Origin of the sequence: Streptomyces sp. NPDC050988 (assembly GCF_044456225.1) — a bacterium.
GTDB lineage: Bacteria > Actinomycetota > Actinomycetes > Streptomycetales > Streptomycetaceae > Streptomyces.
Genome location: NZ_JBITFQ010000028.1, coordinates 45,055 through 61,462, shown reverse-complemented (window position 1 = coordinate 61,462; position 16,408 = coordinate 45,055). Strand labels below are relative to the sequence as shown.

The 16,408-nt window shown below is 73.2% G+C and carries 12 protein-coding genes; 7 read left to right on the top strand and 5 right to left on the bottom strand.

The features are described from left to right. Positions 1-167 precede the first annotated feature (167 nt). Genes ACIBEI_RS38425 through ACIBEI_RS38415 form a run of 3 tightly spaced genes read left to right on the top strand, consistent with a single transcriptional unit; the run spans position 168 to position 3,375 of the window. On the top strand, positions 168-1,331 hold the full coding sequence (locus ACIBEI_RS38425; protein ID WP_398895167.1) for a glycosyltransferase family 4 protein: 1,164 nt from the start codon (positions 168-170) through the stop codon (positions 1,329-1,331). Continuing rightward, positions 1,328-2,521 (top strand): glycosyltransferase, encoded by a 1,194-nt coding sequence (locus ACIBEI_RS38420; RefSeq protein WP_398895166.1) that lies wholly within the window; start codon positions 1,328-1,330, stop codon positions 2,519-2,521. The genes ACIBEI_RS38425 and ACIBEI_RS38420 overlap by 4 nt, the downstream gene beginning before the upstream one ends. Then, positions 2,518-3,375, top strand: a complete 858-nt coding sequence (locus ACIBEI_RS38415) for an SGNH/GDSL hydrolase family protein (protein WP_398895165.1) — start codon at positions 2,518-2,520, stop codon at positions 3,373-3,375. Before ACIBEI_RS38420 ends, ACIBEI_RS38415 begins: the two co-directional genes overlap by 4 nt. Before the next feature lie 113 nt (positions 3,376-3,488). Here ACIBEI_RS38415 and ACIBEI_RS38410 read toward each other — a convergent pair whose 3' ends face one another. Genes ACIBEI_RS38410 through ACIBEI_RS38390 form a run of 5 tightly spaced genes read right to left on the bottom strand, consistent with a single transcriptional unit; the run spans position 3,489 to position 7,884 of the window. After that, a complete protein-coding gene (locus tag ACIBEI_RS38410) occupies positions 3,489-4,358 on the bottom strand; it encodes a biotin-dependent carboxyltransferase family protein (RefSeq protein WP_398895164.1) in 870 nt (289 codons plus the stop codon). Then, positions 4,358-4,972, bottom strand: a complete 615-nt coding sequence (locus ACIBEI_RS38405) for an allophanate hydrolase subunit 1 (RefSeq protein WP_398895163.1) — start codon at positions 4,970-4,972, stop codon at positions 4,358-4,360. Before ACIBEI_RS38405 ends, ACIBEI_RS38410 begins: the two co-directional genes overlap by 1 nt. Next, entirely contained in the window at positions 4,969-5,727 is a 759-nt protein-coding gene (locus tag ACIBEI_RS38400) for a LamB/YcsF family protein (RefSeq protein WP_398895161.1), read from the bottom strand. Before ACIBEI_RS38400 ends, ACIBEI_RS38405 begins: the two co-directional genes overlap by 4 nt. A gap of 19 nt (positions 5,728-5,746) precedes the next feature. Next, complete coding sequence (locus ACIBEI_RS38395) at positions 5,747-6,568, bottom strand: putative hydro-lyase (protein WP_398895160.1); 822 nt, start codon at positions 6,566-6,568, stop codon at positions 5,747-5,749. Next, positions 6,565-7,884 carry an MFS transporter gene (locus tag ACIBEI_RS38390; RefSeq protein ID WP_307526760.1) on the bottom strand — a complete coding sequence of 440 codons (1,320 nt, stop codon included), beginning with the start codon at positions 7,882-7,884 and terminating at the stop codon, positions 6,565-6,567. Before ACIBEI_RS38390 ends, ACIBEI_RS38395 begins: the two co-directional genes overlap by 4 nt. A 229-nt stretch (positions 7,885-8,113) precedes the next feature. Here ACIBEI_RS38390 and ACIBEI_RS38385 point away from each other — a divergent pair, with 229 nt between their 5' ends. From ACIBEI_RS38385 to ACIBEI_RS38370, 4 genes are all read left to right on the top strand, one after another. Next, a complete protein-coding gene (locus tag ACIBEI_RS38385) occupies positions 8,114-8,809 on the top strand; it encodes a GntR family transcriptional regulator (RefSeq protein ID WP_398895159.1) in 696 nt (231 codons plus the stop codon). Between the two features lie 131 nt (positions 8,810-8,940). Next, positions 8,941-10,467 (top strand): hypothetical protein, encoded by a 1,527-nt coding sequence (locus tag ACIBEI_RS38380; protein WP_398895158.1) that lies wholly within the window; start codon positions 8,941-8,943, stop codon positions 10,465-10,467. Between the two features lie 154 nt (positions 10,468-10,621). Beyond that, positions 10,622-11,503, top strand: a complete 882-nt coding sequence (locus ACIBEI_RS38375) for a hypothetical protein (protein ID WP_398895157.1) — start codon at positions 10,622-10,624, stop codon at positions 11,501-11,503. A 119-nt stretch (positions 11,504-11,622) separates the two neighbouring features. Continuing rightward, complete coding sequence (locus tag ACIBEI_RS38370; RefSeq protein WP_398895156.1) at positions 11,623-16,404, top strand: hypothetical protein; 4,782 nt, start codon at positions 11,623-11,625, stop codon at positions 16,402-16,404. The last annotated feature ends 4 nt before the right edge of the window (positions 16,405-16,408 follow it).

Here is a 16,408-nt window from a genome sequence, read left to right as displayed (position 1 = left end):
GTGTGAGCGTTCCGTCGTCGGCCCGTATCCCGTTGGTACGGGCCCGGACGCCGGAGCGTGACCGGTCCGTGATGCTGGGGCATGCGGAGCGCAACGCTCACGGGACGTTCCTCATCCGGAAAGATCCACGTTGACGCGTCCACGTCCGGCCCGACGACAACACGGGTATGCGTGTCGTCATCGTGACCGAATCCTTTCCCCCCGATGTGAACGGCGTGGCCCACTGCGCGCTCCAGACCGCCCGACACCTCGTCGAGCGCGGTCACGCCCCCATCGTCGTCGCCCCGGCCACCTCCCCCAAGTTCTCGACTTCGCTCGAACAGGGAGGGACCCCCATCGGGAACGGGCCCGACGCCCACGCGCCGTGCCCCGTCGTCCGAGTCCCCTCCCTACCGCTCCCCGGCTACCCCCAGGTCCGCGTCGCCCTCCCCAGCCGACGTGTCGCCGCCGCGATCACCGAACACCGCGCCGACATCGTCCACCTGGCCAGCCCCTTCGTCCTCGGCGTCCGTGGCATGACGGCCGCCGCCCGGCTCGGCATCCCCGCCGTGGCCGTCTACCAGACCGACCTCGCCGGCTACGCCCGTACCTACGTGCACGCGGGTGAGGCGGCCGCCTGGCGCCGTATCCGCTCGGTCCACGCCGCCGCCGACATCACCCTCGCCCCCTCCACACCGGCCCTGCACGACCTGGAGGCACACGGTGTGCCCCGGGTACGGCTGTGGCAGCGCGGCGTGGACACCGTCCGGTTCCGGCCGGAACACCGGGACGACACACTCCGCCGTGAACTCGCCCCGAACGGCGAGCTGATCGTCGGATACGTGGGCCGTCTCGCCCCCGAGAAGCAGGTCGAACTCCTCGCCGGAGCCTGCGGCCTGAAGGGCGTACGCGTGGTCGTCGTCGGCGACGGACCGAGTCAGCCGAGCCTGACGCAGGCCCTGCCGGGCGCCGTCTTCCTGGGCCGTCGCACCGGCGACGAACTCGCCCGGATCTTCGCCTCGTTGGACGTCTTCGTGCACACCGGACCGTTCGAGACCTTCTGCCAGACCGTCCAGGAGGCCATGGCCAGCGGCGTCCCGGTCGTCGCCCCCGCCGCGGGCGGACCGCTCGACCTGGTGGCGCACGGGCGGACGGGACTGCTCGTCCCGCCGCGCGACGAGGCCGCCGTGCGCGACGCGGTGTGGTCGCTCGCCGCCGATCCCGAGCTGCGGGCCGCGTACGGCGCCGAGGCGCGGCGGACCGTCGAGGGCCGCACCTGGGCGGCCGTCGGCGACCAGCTCATCGGGCACTACACCGATGTGCTCGCCGGACGGGCGGTGGTCGCGGCATGAGCGGGCCCCTGCGGATCGTCCGGCTCGCCAACTTCGTCGCCCCCGCCTCGGGCGGCCTGCGGACCGCACTGCGCGAGCTGGGCGCCGGCTACCTGGCGGCCGGGCACGAGCCCGTACTGATCGTGCCCGGCGAGCGCGCCTCGGACCGCCAGACCGAACAGGGGCGGGTGATCACGCTGCCGGGCCCGCTGCTGCCCGGCACCGGCGGCTACCGCGTCCTCACCGACAAGCGGCGTGTCGCAGGCCTCCTGGAGGCGCTCGCGCCCGACCGCCTCGAAGTGTCCGACCGTACGACGCTGCGCTGGACCGGTGTCTGGGCGCGGCGCGCCCGGGTGCCCGCCGTGATGGTCTCCCACGAGACCGCCGACGGCGTACTGCGCACCTGGGGCCTCTCCGAGGGCATGGCCCGACGGACCTCCGACGCCCTCAACATCCGTACCGCCCACCACTATTCACGGATCGTGTGCACCACGGAGTTCGCGGAGCGCGAGTTCGTCCGCATCGGCGCCCGCAACGTCGTACGCGCCCCGCTGGGCGTCGACCTGGAGGGCAGGCACCCCGCTCTGCGTGACCCGGGGCTGCGGGCCCGGCACGCGCGCGAGGACGAGGTCCTGCTCGTGATGTGCTCCCGGCTGTCCGTCGAGAAGCGGCCCGGCACGGCGCTCGAAGCCCTGGAGGCGATGCTGCGCCGCGGGCGGCGCGCGGTGCTCGTGGTGGCCGGTGACGGGCCGCTGCGGGCCCGCCTCGAACAGCGGGCGCGTGAACGGCGGCTGCCGGTCACCTTCCTGGGACACGTCGGCGACCGCGCGCTCCTGAGCGCTCTCCAGGCGTCCGCGGACGTGTGCCTCGCCCCCGGGCCCGCCGAGACCTTCGGGCTCGCCGCCCTGGAGGCGATGGCCTGCGGCACGCCCGTCGTCGCCAGTGCCTCCTCCGCGCTCTCGGAGGTCGTCGGCGCCGCCGGAGCCACCGCCGCGGACAACGGAGAGGCGTTCGCGGACGAGATACGGATGATCCTGGACCGCCCCGAGTGCGAGCGGCGGGAGGCCGCACGCGCGCGTGCGGCCTGTTTCGGGTGGCCGGCCGCCGTCGAGGCGTTCCTCACCGCCCACGACGCCGAGGTCCGCGTGGGGCGGCCCGAGGCGCCCGCGACGGCCCCCACCGTGGAACGGGCTCGGGAGGGCGTCGTATGAGACCCCTGCGGTTCGTGGCGCTCGGTGACTCCCTCACCGAGGGGGTGGGCGATCCCGTGGGCGAGGAGTGGCGCGGCTGGGCCGCGCTGCTCGCCGCCGGGCTCGCACCGGCCGACGCGCCCGTGGAGTTCGTCAACCTCGCGGTCAGCGGCGCCCAGACGCGTGACGTCCTGGAACGGCAGACCCCGGCCGCGCTGGCCGAGGGGCCGGACATCGCCTCGGTCGTCATCGGCGTCAACGACACCCTGCGGTGCACCTTCGACATCCACGCCGTGGCCGAACGGCTCGACGAGGTGTACGCCGCGTTCACCGGGCAGGGCGCGATCCTGCTCACCGCCTGTCTGCCCGACCCCGGCGCGATGCTGGGGCTGCCCGGGGCGCTGGCCCGCCCGCTCGCACGGCGTCAGCGCGCCGTGAACGCGGTCGTGCACGCGCTGTCCGAGCGGTACGGGGCGGTGCACCTGCATGCCGCGGAGGGCGACTGGGTCACCGACCGGGCCATGTGGAGTTCGGACCGGCTGCACCCGGGGGAGCGGGGGCATCGGCAGCTCGCGCTGCACTTCCACGCGCTGCTCGCCGGGGCGGGCACCGCGACGGGGGTCGCGCCTGCCGCCGAGCCCGAGTTTCCCGAGCCCACGCGGTCGGCCAGCCTCTGGTGGCTGGCCACCGCCGGGACCGGGTGGGTGGCTCGCCGCTGTACCGATCTGTTGCCCCAACTCCTCAGTCTGGCCGCGTCCGAGGTGCGTCATCGGGCGCGGGGGACCAGCGCGCGGCTCGATCTCAGTGCGTCCCATGCGGTGGCGGCGGCGTTGGCCGCGTTGTCTGTGAGCGGGGAGCAGCCGGACGCGGCGTAGCGCTCCGCGGGTCGGGCCGTTGTCGGGTGCCGGTTCGTTGTGGCTTGTCGCGCAGTTCCCCGCGCCCCTGAAGGGCGCGGCAGCGCGGCGACCTCACTGAAGCTGCACGGACGTCAGCGGCGGCGTACTGGCACGAATCGCACCGGCGTGCCCGGGACCGCCTGGGCCGTGGCGGGGAGGTCGTCGGGGCGGACGACCGCGATCACCGGGTAGCCGCCGGTGGTCGGGTGGTCGGCGAGGAAGACCACGGGCCTGCCGTCCGGAGGAACCTGGACGGCGCCCAACACCATTCCCTCGCTGGGCAGTTCGCCCGGTCGGGCCCGCTCCAGGGCGGGACCCTCCGTGCGCAGGCCGATGCGGTTGCTCGCCGAGGAGACCTGGTAGGTGTGCGTGGTGAGGGTGTGGATCGCCGCCGTCGTGAACCAGTCGTCTCGTGGGCCGAGCGACACCCGCAGGACGAGTTCGGCGGGGGGCCGCGGCTGCGGGACGACGTCCACGCGCGCGTGGGGGGCCATCGGCGTTCCCAGGGGGAGCACCATTCCGTCCGTGAGGGGCGGCGGGCCCAGGCCCGACAGCAGGTCCGTCGACCGGCTGCCGAGCACCGGTTCGACGGCCACTCCGCCGGACACGCCCACGTAACTGCGTACTCCGGAGACCGCCGTTCCCACGGACAGCAGTGCCCCCGCGGGCACGCGCACCGGTGCTCCCCAGTCGGCCGGGCGGCCGTCCACGGTGACCGGGCACGGGGCGCCTCCGACGGCGACGGTGACGGTCGAACGCGGCCGTACGTCGCAGCCGTTGAGCGTGGTCTCCAGGAGGGCCGCCTCGGGCGGATTGCCGACGAGCCGGTTCACCAGGGCGGCGGCGGGCGCGTCGAGGGCGCCGGAGCGCGGCACGCCCAGGTGCGCGTGGCCCGGGCGGCCCTGGTCCTGCACGGTGGTCAGCGCTCCGGCCCGTACGACGGCGAGTGCGCGGTCCGTCATCAGGACTCCACCGGGACGAAGCGGACCGGCGTGCCTGGCGACAATAGGGCGGCGGGCACGCGCGCGTGGTCCCACAGGACCGCGTCCGTCGTCCCGATCAGCTGCCAGCCGCCCGGCGACGAGCGCGGATACACGCCCGTGTACGGGCCCGCGAGGCCCACGGAACCCGCCGGGACCGTCGTACGGGGTGTCGCGTGCCGGGGCACGCCGTAGCGGGCCGGGAGCCCGGTCAGATAGCCGAAGCCCGGGGCGAACCCGCAGAAGGCGACCCGGAATTCGGCCGCCGCGTGGATCCGCGCGACCTCCTGCGGGGAAACGTCCCAGTGGTCGGCGACGGCCGCGAGATCCGGGCCGTCGTAGCGGACGGCTATCTCGACCACCTCCTGCGCGCGCGGGGGTGCGGGCGGCAGTTTCGACGTGGTGAGCCGGGCGGCCAGCCCGGCCGGATCGTCGAGGCCGTCCAGAAGGACCGTACGGGCCGCCGGGACGATCTCGCGCACGGAGAGCGAGCCCTCCGCGCGGCGGCGGAGCAGATCGGCGTGCAGGGCCTGTGCCTCCTCGTCGGTGGACACCTCGACGAGCAGCGCACGGTCGCCGACCGGCAGTGCCCTCATACGAACGCCTCCACGCGGATGCCGGACTCCTCCAGCCGTGCCCGGACCTGGCGGGCCAGGTCCACGGCACCGGGTGTGTCGCCGTGCACGCACAAGGAGCGGGCCCGGACCGGGATGTCACGCCCGGAGTGGGACGTCACGACACCAGAACGGGCGAGGGCGACCGAGCGTTCCACGACGGCGGTCGGATCGGTGATCACCGCACCGTCCCGGCCGCGCGGCACGAGCGTGCCCTCGTCGGTGTAGGCGCGGTCCGCGAACGCCTCGGTGACGACCGGGAGTCCGGCCTTCCCGGCCACGTCGAGGAGACGCGAGCCGGGCAGTCCGAGCACCGGGAGCGTGGCGTCCGCGAGCATCACGCCCGCCACGACCGCGCCGGCCTGCTCCTCGTCGTGCACGACACGGTTGTAGAGCGCGCCGTGCGGTTTGACGTACGCCACGCGCGCGCCCGCCGCGCGCGTGAAGACCTCCAGGGCACCGATCTGGTAGGCCACTTCGGCCGCCAGCTCATAGGGCGGCACGTCCATCGCACGCCGCCCGAAGCCCGCCAGGTCCCGGTAGGAGACCTGGGCGCCGATCCGTACACCGCGCTCGGCCGCCAGGTCGCACACCTTGCGCATGGTGGCCGCGTCCCCGGCGTGGAAGCCGCAGGCCACGTTGGCGCTGGTGACGACGGACAACAGCTGTTCGTCGTCGGTCAGCTGCCAGCGGCCGAAGCCCTCGCCGAGGTCGGCGTTCAGATCGATGGTGCTCATGGAGTGCCGTTCCTCCCGGTCAGGCGACGCGGTACTGCTCGTCGCGGGCGTCGGTGATGAACATCTGGCCCGGCGCGTGAGTGATCGCGAACGGCGGCCGTGAGGCCATCACCGCGGCCTGCGGCGTCACACCGCAGGCCCAGAACACCGGGATGTCGTCCGGCTCGGCGTCCACGGGATCACCGAAGTCGGGGCGGGCGAGGTCCTCGATGCCGAGGGCGCCCGGATCGCCGCAGTACACCGGGCTGCCGTGCACCGCGGGCAGCAGGCTGGTCTCCTGGATCGCCGTGGCCAGGTGCTCGGGCGGCACCGGCCGCATCGACACCACCATGGGGCCGTGCAGCCGCCCCGCAGGACGGCACTGGCGGCTGGTCACGTACATGGAGACATTGCGCCCCTGCTCGATGTGGCGCATCGGCACCCCCGCGTCGGACAGCGCCGACTCGAACGTGAAGCTGCACCCGATGAGGAACGACACGAGGTCGTCGCGCCAGTGGGCCAGCACGTCCGTCGGCTCCTCGGCCAACTCGCCGTGCTCCCACACCCGGTAGCCCGGCAGATCGGTCCGCAGGTCGGCGTCGCCGGCCAGCACGGTCGTCCAGGAACCGGCGTCGGTGACGTCCAGCACCGGGCAGGGCTTCGGGTTGCGCTGGCAGAACAACAGCATGTCGTACGCCCAGTCGGCCGGCACCGAGATCAGGTTCGCCTGGGTGTGGCCCGCCGAGCAGCCCGCGGTGGAACCCGACACTCCCGAACGGAACCGGGAACGTGCCTCCGCCGGGCTCCACGCGTGCGCGTGGTCGTCGAGAAGGTTCAGGGGGCGGTGTTGCGTACGGTTCACAGGAGCTCCTTCCCACGGGTCTCGGGCAGACCGATCAGGGCCAGCGCCGCGAGGCCGTATCCGATCGCGCCGAAGACCAGCGCGCCTCCGACACCCCAGCTGTCGGCCAGGAAGCCGACGACCGTCGGGAAGACCGCGCCCACGGCACGGCCGGTGTTGTACGTGAAGCCCTGTCCCGTGCCGCGCACCGCGGTCGGGTACAGCTCGCTGAGGAACGAGCCGAAGCCGCTGAAGATCGCCGACATACAGAAGCCGAGCGGGAAACCGAGCACCAGGACAAGGGTGTTGGCGCCGCTCGGGATGTTCGCGTAGGCCAGGATGCAGACCGCCGAGAGGATCGCGAAGAGCAGGATGTTGCGTTTGCGGCCCAGCTTGTCGGTGAGATAACCGCCGGTCAGATAGCCGATGAAGGCCCCGGAGATCAGGAACGTGAGATAGCCGCCGGTGCCGACGACGGACAGCCCGCGGTCCGTCTTGAGGTAGGTCGGGACCCAGGTGGCCAGCGTGTAGTAGCCGCCCTGTACGCCCGTGGAGAGCAGGACCGCGAAGATCGTCGTCTTCAGCAGTCCGGGCGCGGCGGCCGTGCCCGGCTTGAAGATCGTGGCGAACGAGCCCTTCTCGGGGCTCTCCTCGCGGCGCTGGGCCGCCTCCGGAGCGTCCTTCACATTGCGGCGCACCCAGACGACGAGCAGCGCCGGCAGCGCCCCGGTCCAGAACATCACGCGCCAGGCGAGGTCGTCGTCCAGGTACTGGAAGACCAGCGTGTAGACCAGCACGGCGAGTCCCCAGCCCACGGCCCAGGAACTCTGGATCGCGCCGAGCGTGCGCCCCCGGTGCTTGGGGCTCGCGTACTCGGCGACCAGGATCGCGCCGACCGCCCACTCACCGCCGAAACCGAGCCCCTGGAGAGCGCGGAAGACCAGCAGGGTCTCGTAGTTGGGCGCGAAGCCGCAGGCCACGGTGAAGACCGCGTACGTGATGACGGTGATCATCAGCGCCTTGACGCGCCCGATCCGGTCCGCGATCACACCCGCGGCCGCGCCGCCGATCGCCGACACGACCAGCGTGACGGTCGTGAACAGTCCGGTCTGGCCGCTGTTGAGACCGAAGTACGCGGACAGGGCCACCATGCTCAGCGGCAGCGTGAAGTAGTCGTACGAGTCCAGCGCATAGCCGCCGAACGCGCCGCCGAAGGCGCGGCGGCCGCGCGGACCCAGGGCCCGCAGCCAGGCGAACGCGCCCTCGTCGGCGGTGGGTTCACCCGCTTCGGGGCGCGTCTCGGTGTTCAGGGCCTGAGGTGGAGGGGTCGTGCTCATGGGCACCTCACAGATGAGGGACGGGAGGGTGCTTGAGGACTGAGCCGTACGGGAGCGGTGGTCGTGCGGGTCGTCGCGTGCGGGAGCGATTGCGGTGCCGAACTGTGGCGTGCGGAAGCCGTCGGCTCCGGGACGAGCGGCCGGTGCCTGACTAGCAAGGTAGAGGATCGTTGAACGATCCCTCAATACCCACGTTGTTTCGTTCTTGTATCTGCGATTGAATTCGGGCGTGGCCGAACTGAACGGACTGGCGGACGACCGCGCGCTGCTGGGTCGCACCAGCACCGCCGAGCGGGTCTCGGACATCCTCAGAAGCCGGATCGCCGAGGGCTTCTTCCCGCCCGGCGCACGGCTGTCCGAGGACAGCATCGGCGCCGCGCTCGGCGTCTCGCGCAACACACTGCGCGAGGCGTTCCGGCTGCTCACGCACGAACGGCTGCTGGTCCACCAGCTAAACCGGGGTGTCTTCGTGCGGGTCCTGACCGTCGAGGACGTCGAGGACATCTACCGCACCCGCAGCCTCGTCGAATGCGCCGTCGTACGCGGACTCGGCGAACCGCCCTACGCGGTGGACGGTCTCGCCGGGGCCGTCGCGGCCGGGCGGCGGGCGGCCCGCGAAGGTGACTGGAAAGAGTTGGGTACGGCCAACATCCACTTCCACCGGGAACTGGTGGCACTCGCCGGGAGCGCCCGCACCGACGAGCTGATGCGCAGCGTCTTCGCCGAACTGCGCCTTGCCTTCCACCTCGTGGACGACCCCCGCCGGCTCCACGAGCCGTACCTCGCCCGTAACGGCCAGATACTGCAGGCCCTCCAGGACGGCGACCGCGAGGAGGCCGAGAGCCTGCTCGGCGTATACCTGGACGATTCGCTCAGAAGGGTCGTAGAGGTCTACGGCCGCCGCGTGGCGGAGGACGCCCCCTAGGGGCGCGGGGAACTGCGCGATCAGCTACAACGGGCCCGCAGCCCACAACCAACCGTGCTCACCCGGCGCCTCCGGCCCAGCGCTTCGCGTCGTTTGGGTCGTTGTCAGACCGAGGACCTAGTCTGTGCACCGTGACTTCGCCTGCATCGACGGACAGCGTTCCGCCCCAGCTCAGCGCGGGGCCGCGCCCCGCACCGGGCCCGGCCGCCGACGAGGGACTGGCACGGCGGCTGCGCGCGCTCGCCTGCACCGCGCCGCTGCACGACCTCGACGTCCGCAAGGCGAACCTCGCGGGTGAGTACACGGTGTACGGGATGGCGGAGGTGGCCCTCGCCGCCATCGACCTCGTCACACTGAACATGGACTTCGACACGGGCGCCGACCACGACCAGATAGTGGCCAGGCTCATCCCGCGCATCGCCGCCCAGGCCCCGCGCCGGCCCGTCGCCGAGCACGAGCGCGTCGCCCGCTGGGTCCTGGAGAACCTGATCAACGTCGGCAGCGTCGACCGCGGCTTCCGGGCCGTATACGGCACGTTCGCGCCCGACGGTTCGTATGTGCGCCGGGACTACGACTTCAAGCTCATCGAGGAGGTGCCCGGCTACGGAGGGAGCGTGTACCTCCGTACGACGGACGAGGCGGTCAACGTGCTCGTGGGCGCCCTCGACACCGACGTCACCAGTGCGCAGATCGCCGCCGAGGTCAAGCTTGAGGTGCTGATCAGCCGCGGCCGGCTCGCGGACGCGCAGCTCGCCGCCGAGCAGGCCCGCTACCGGACCGTGCAGTACTCCGAGACGCTCCGCCGGGCGTTGGACGCGACCCGGCGCAACGTACGGGCGGTGGACTGGCTGCAGACCGTGCCCGACATGATCGCCGAGGCGCTCGACCATGTCGCCGACCGCTATCGGCACGAGAACGCCATCCTCACGAACATCCGCAAGGCACGGGACGAGTCGGAGGACGCCGAGCAGAAGCGGCGGGCCGCCGAACTCGTCGATATCGTCAAGGACTGCATCCGGCGGCACACGCAGCTCCAGTCCCGTCTCCTGGAGGCCGGGCCGCTGTTCCGTGCCGAGCAGGACCGGCAGGCCTTCGCGACGCCCATGACCACGTCCGGGATAGATCTGTACGGGCATCTCGTCGCGCCCGTACTGCCGTTGCCAGTGGAGCAGGCGCTGCGGGTGACCGACGCGTTCTTCGCCCGCGGGACGGGGCTTCGGACGCCCGCGTCCGTCCGGGTCGGGGATCTTGTCGACCTTCTGCTGACGCCGCCGATAGAGCGGGAGCACCTCGGTGCCGAGATGCCCGAGCCGGATCTGATCGCCACGCCGGACGACAGCCGGTTCAGCGAGGAGCAGCTCGCCGCCGCCATGGAGCTGCTCGACCTGCCGGCCGACGCGCCGCGCCGGCTGTCCGGGCTGCTGGCCGACGCGCGGCGTCAGGACCCGGAACTGCCTTATCTGCTCGCCCTGCTGGCCGTGCACGCGGCCAGTCCGCCGGTCGGTACGGCGTATCGGCAGGGTGAGGAGAAGCTGTTGTTCGCCGTGGACGACGGGACCGAGCTGGACGATCCGGAGTTCGGTGGGGCCGATCTGATCGTGGGGATGGCTTTGCTGGATGCGGTGGGGATGGCTGCGGATCGGAAGGATGCGGCGTGAGCGGGTCGCTGGGTCTGCCTTGTGACTTCGGGTTGTTTGTGACCTGCGGGCCCGTTGTGGCTTGTCGCGCAGTTCCCCGCGCCCCTGGAGGGGCGCCTGATCGCGGCCCCGTTTTTCGGAGCAGCCCAGTTTTTGAGAGCAAGGAGTCCCAGCCGTGACCGAGCACGTTGAGTGGGGGGAGCCGGACGTACCGGCCGCGCCGGTGTCGACCGCCGCCGTCACTCCCGCCGACGCCGCCGATGCCGCGCGGCTCGTGGCCTTTGGGCTGCAGCCGAAGCTGCAGCCCGCGCGGGATCAGGAGTACGCCGAGTTGTTGCGGAGGTATCGGGAGGATCCGGCCTTCGCGCGGCTGGCCGATGCCGTGGCAACGGGTCTCGGGCTCGTGGTGCTGGAGGTGTCCCCGCGCGCGGGGATGGCGGTGACCGCGGCCGAGGACTCGGTGTTCGCCGTGCGGATGGGGGACTACGCGCGACGGACGTCGGCCGACTCGGGGGACCGGTTCCTGCACGGGCTCGCGCATCTCGCCGTCGCCGCCATGGCGTTCCCGCGCCCGGAGGACCTCGCCGACGACGGGTACATCGGACGGGTGTCGGTCAACGGCGTCGACGCCTTCGTACGCCAGGCCTGTCGGCGGTTGGAGGAGCAGGCCGAGGTGCACGGGGAGAACACCGACCCGGCGACCGACGCACCGGGCCTGGAGGCCGCCTGGCGGATCTGGGCGCGGCGCAGCTCCACCGGGGCCACCAAGGACGCCCGAAGACTCGCCGGTTCGACCACCGGCATCATCGGCAAGGCCGTCGCGTTCCTCACCGACTCGGGGTTCCTGCAGCGCACCGGGGACGACGGCGGGGGGACGTATCGGACGACCGCCCGCTACCAGCTCCAGGTACGGGACATGGCCGGCAGTGCCGCGATGGCCGAGCTGCTGGAGCTCGGCATCGTGCCGGTCACCGACGGCACGGCCAGTCTGCTGCCCGCCGAGGACACCGAGGATCTGGAGCTGGCCGCCGATGCCGGACTGCCGTTCCACTCGTGAACCGGCGGTGGGTCCATTGACCGGGACCCGCCGGTCCCGGTCCACCGCCCCGACCCTCTGACCGACCGCCCTCAACTCCCTTTACGACTACTCCCTTACGACTACGAGAGTCCGCCGCCATGTACGAGCTGTCCCGGGTCCGCCTCTACTCCATCGGCCCCGCCGGTGCGCGCTACGCCGACACCGTGCTGGACCTGCGGGGTGTCGGCGAGCCCGTGCCCGACCCCGCGCCCACGCAGGCGGAGTTCTTCGAGGAGGAGCCCGTCGGGCCGCCGCGCCGCCCCGCGCCCGCCGGTGTGCTCTTCCTGGAGAACGGCGGCGGCAAGTCCGTACTGCTCAAGCTGATCTTCTCCGTCATGCTGCCCGGCCACCGGAACACGCTGGGCGGCGCCAGTTCCGGCGTGCTGCGGAAGTTCCTGCTCGCGGACGACTGCGGGCATGTGGCGCTGGAGTGGCAGCACACGCTGACCGGTGAGTGTGTCGTGGTCGGCAAGGTCAGTGAGTGGCGGGGGCGCCAGGTCTCCAACGATCCGCGGAAGTTCGCGGAGGCCTGGTACTCGTTCCGGCCCGGGCCCGGGCTGAGCCTGGACAATCTGCCGGTCGCCGAGGCCACTTCCGTGCGGCCGTCCGTCGAGGGCGCCTCGGGCGCGCAAGGGCGCCGGCGCACCATGAAGGGCTTCAGGGACGCGCTCACCGAGGCGGGCAAGGCGTACCCGCACCTCGAAGTGCACTGGGAGGAGATCCACGACCGCTGGATCGAACACCTCGGCGACCTGGGCCTCGACCCCGAACTCTTCCGCTACCAGCGCGAGATGAACGCCGACGAGGGCGAGGCCGCCGGTCTCTTCGCCGTCAAGAAGGACTCCGACTTCACCGATCTGCTGCTGCGCGCGGTCACCGACACCCGGGACACCGACGGGCTCGCGGACCTGGTCGGCGGGTTCGGCAACAAGCTGGGGCGGCGGGCCGAGCTGATCGCCGAGCGCGAGTTCACCGCCGGGTCCGTGGACCTGCTCGGGCGGATCGTCGAGGCGACCGGGACGCGTGCGCGCGCCCGGGACATCCACACGGGCGCCGAGCGGCGTACGAGGACATTGGCGCGGCGACTCTCCGCGCGCGCCGGGCAGGAGCGGGGCCGCACCGGCGACCTCGCCCAGCAGGTCACCGCCGCCGCCCACCGGGTCACCGAGGCCGACAGCTCCCGGGAGCGCAGCGCGCTGATCTCGGCCCAACTCGCCTACCGGCACGCTTCGTTGGCGCTCGCCGGGGCCGAGAAGGGGGCGGCAGCGCAGAAGCGGGAACTCGCCGACGCGCGCACGCTGCACTCCGCCTGGCAGGCGGCCGAACTCGTGCTGCGGCACCGCGCCTCCGCCGACCGCTCCGCGCGCGTGGCCGTCGCCATCCGCGAGGCCGAGCGGGACGCCGCACCCGCGCTCGCCGCGCGCGCCAAGGCCGCCGCCGATCTCGTACGGGCCCTGCACGCCGCGGCCGAGGGGGCCGAGACGGTCGCCAACGAGGAGGAGGAGCGGTCCGCCGCGCTCCAGGAGGTCGGCGAGGCCGCCTACCGGGACTCGACGTCCGCCGCCACCGAGGCGCAGCGCGCCCGCAGCGAGATCGGCCATCTGCGTCAGCGCCTCAGCGAGGTCGAGCAGGAGACCGCCGAGGCGGTGCGCGCCGGATGGCTCGACGACACCGCCCCCGACGCCGACCCGGCCCGTGCCGCGCTCGCCGCCAGTGACGCCGAGAAGACCGCCGTCGCCGCGTGGGACACCGCGCGCGAGGCGTCCCGCCGCACTACGGAGCACTCCCGCGAAGCGGCGTCCGCCGAGTCCCGTGCCGAGCTGACGGCGGCCCGCGCGGCCGACGCCGCGACGGCCGCCGAGCGCGCCTACGACGCCGAGCGCGGTACCGCTCGGGCGCTGGCGGGGGAGGAGCGACTGGCCGAACTGCTCAGCCTGCCGGGTGCCTCCGGCGGCTCGGGGGGCTCCGGTCGCGGCGGGCTGCCGCAGCCGCGACAGGGCGCGGGCACGGCTTCCACCGAGGGTGCCGCGCGAGCAGGCGGGGCCGATCGCGGGAACACGTCGGGCCGTGGCTCCGGGACGGGCCACGGCGCCGACGCGGCGGGCACCCGTCGAGGACGGAGCGGTCCGGACACCGAAGCCGACTCCGACGAAGCACCCCTCTCCGCCGAGGAGTTGGACCACTACGCCGACGAGCTGCGGGAGCTCCTCGACGACGGGGTCGCCTCCGCCGAGAGGCAGCTCTTCGAGCTGCGGACCGCCGCGGCCGACGACTCACGGATCCTCGGCGCGCTCGGTGACGGCGGGCTGCTGCCGCCCGGCCCCGACGTGCTGGCCACCGTGGAGTACCTGGGCGAGCACGGCATCCCCGCGCTCCCCGGCTGGCGTTACCTCGCGCAGGCCGTTGACCCCGTCGACCACGCGCGCGTGCTGGCCGCGCGGCCCGAGCTGGTCGACGGCGTGATCATCACGGACCCGGACACCCACGCACGGGCCCGCGAAGCCCTCGTCGACGCCGCGCTGCTCCCGCGCTCCGCCGTCGCCGTCGGCACCGCTGCCGCGCTGCTCGCGCCGACCCCGGCCCCCGACGCGGGCGACGGGGGCCGCGTCGATGTGTTCCTCGTACCGCCGAACCCCGCCATGCACGACGAGCACGCCGCCGACGAGGAGCGGCAGACACTGCGTACGCGCGCGGCCGAACGGGACGAGGAGATCCGGGAGTTGGCGGCCCGGCTCGCCAAGGACCGGGAGCTGGCCGCACGGCTGGCCTCATGGCGGACGGGGTGTCCGGCGGGGCGGCTCGCCGAACTGGCCACGGCTGCCCACGACGCGCGCGCGTTCGCCGAGGAGTCCGAGGCCGAGCTGTCCGAGGCACGTACGGTCCGGGCCGAGGCCGACGAATCGGCCGCCGAGGCGGCCCTCGTACGGGACGAGCGGCAGGAGGCCGCGCAGCGGGCCCGGCGCGCCGCCGACGCGCTCGCCGGACTCGCCTTCCGGCTGCGCGAGCGCGCCGGCTGGCAGGTCAAGCTGCGCGAACTCGCCGACGACGCCGCCGAGTCGGAGGCCCGCGCCCAGTCCTGCCTGGAGCGCGCCCGCGCCGCCGACGAGGACCGGCGCGGCGCCCAGCGCGCCGCCGACGACGCCCGCCGCACGGCCCGTGCCCTGCGCGGCGAGCGCGCGGAGATCGCGGGCGCCCCCGACGACGTACCGGAGGCCGACCCGGCCGCCGCGAAGTCGTCGCTGCCCGCACTCCGCGAGGCCTACCGCGCCGCCTCCCAGCTCTACGAGAAGGTCGGCGTCGGCGCCGACCTGCGGGCCGAGCAGTCCCGCGCGGAGAGCGACGAGAGCGCGGCGCTCGCGGAGCTGGAGCGGCTGAGCAACAAGGTGCGGACGCGCGCGGCCCAGCTCCTGGAGTCGACCGACGGCTCCGACGGGCCCTCCCGGCAGGCCGCCTCGGCCCGCGCCGAGGAACTGGTCCAGCTGCTGGAAACGCGCATGTCGACCGCGAGCGAGCAGCTCGGACGGCTGCGGGGCGAGGCCGAGCGCCACGCGCCCGAGGACGGCGAGGCGCACACCGAGCTGCCCGAGGACCTGGTCCCGCGCGACGCCGAGCACGCACAGAGCCTGCTGCGCACCGCCACCGGCGAACTCGCCTCCCGCACCGAGGCGTTGAGCCAGGCGCGCGCGGCCCACGCCGAACTGCTCGACGCCCACCGCGCCGCCGAGGACGCGGCCGGCGGTTTCGACGAGACGGCCGCCCTGCTCCGGGACCTCCTCAGGGAGCACTCGGACGATGAGCAGGAGGAGCCCGAGCCCTACCCCGGCACCCTCGAAGAGGCCCGGCACTCCGCTGCCGAGTCCCGCCGCTCCCTGCGTGGCTGCGCGGCCGACCTCTCCGCCGCCGAGACCTCGGTGCGCGAGGCGAGCGACGTACTTGTCCGGCACGCCAACTCCACGCGCTACGAGCAGGTGCGCACGCCCGCCCGCCAGCAGATCCGCGAGCTGCCTGCGTCCTCCCTGCCCGAGCACGCACAGAAGTGGGCGGACGCCTTCGCGCCCCGACTCCGGGTCCTCACCGACGAGTTGGAGCAGCTGGAGCGCAACCGCGACTCGATCGTCGACCGCTTGCGCGGGCTGGTGGAATCCGCGCTCGCCACGCTCCGGTCGGCCCAGCGGCTGTCCCGGCTTCCCGAAGGGCTCGGGGAGTGGTCGGGGCAGGAGTTCCTGCGCATCCGCTTCGAGGAGCCCGACCAGGCCACGCTCGCCGAGCGGCTCGGCGAGGTCGTCGACGAGGCGACCCGCGCGGCCGTCAAGAAGAACTCCGACATGCGCCGCGACGGAATGTCCCTGCTGCTCAGAGGGGTCAGCGCGGCCCTCCAACCCAAGGGCGTCGCCGTCGAGATCCTCAAGCCCGACGCCGTACTGCGCGCCGAGCGCGTACCCGTCGGACAGATGGGCGACGTCTTCTCCGGCGGCCAGCTGCTCACCGCCGCGATCGCGCTGTACTGCACGATGGCGGCCCTCCGCTCGAACGACCGGGGCCGCAGCGACAAGCACCGGCATGCCGGCACGCTCTTCCTGGACAACCCGATCGGTCGCGCCAACGCGACGTATCTGCTGGAACTCCAGCGAGCCGTGTCGGACGCGCTGGGCGTCCAACTCCTCTACACCACAGGTCTGTTCGACACGACCGCGCTCGCCGAGTTCCCCCTGGTCATCCGCCTCCGCAACGACGCGGACCTCCGCGCCGGGCTGAAGTACATCAGCGTGGAGGAACACCTCCGGCCGGGCCTCCCACGGGAGGCTCCCGCCGGGGAGGCGGTGCACACGGAGATCACGGCGACGCGCATGTACAAGAGGCCGGCAACCAGCGCCCCTTAAGGGG

Coding starts and splice junctions, on each gene's coding strand:
- ACIBEI_RS38425 (WP_398895167.1), top strand. CDS start 168: ATGCGTGTCGTCATCGTGACCGAATCCTTTCCCCCCGATGTGAACGGC.
- ACIBEI_RS38420 (WP_398895166.1), top strand. CDS start 1,328: ATGAGCGGGCCCCTGCGGATCGTCCGGCTCGCCAACTTCGTCGCCCCC.
- ACIBEI_RS38400 (WP_398895161.1), bottom strand. CDS start 5,727: ATGAGCACCATCGATCTGAACGCCGACCTCGGCGAGGGCTTCGGCCGC.
- ACIBEI_RS38415 (WP_398895165.1), top strand. CDS start 2,518: ATGAGACCCCTGCGGTTCGTGGCGCTCGGTGACTCCCTCACCGAGGGG.
- ACIBEI_RS38370 (WP_398895156.1), top strand. CDS start 11,623: ATGTACGAGCTGTCCCGGGTCCGCCTCTACTCCATCGGCCCCGCCGGT.
- ACIBEI_RS38410 (WP_398895164.1), bottom strand. CDS start 4,358: ATGACGGACCGCGCACTCGCCGTCGTACGGGCCGGAGCGCTGACCACC.
- ACIBEI_RS38405 (WP_398895163.1), bottom strand. CDS start 4,972: ATGAGGGCACTGCCGGTCGGCGACCGTGCGCTGCTCGTCGAGGTGTCC.
- ACIBEI_RS38390 (WP_307526760.1), bottom strand. CDS start 7,884: ATGAGCACGACCCCTCCACCTCAGGCCCTGAACACCGAGACGCGCCCC.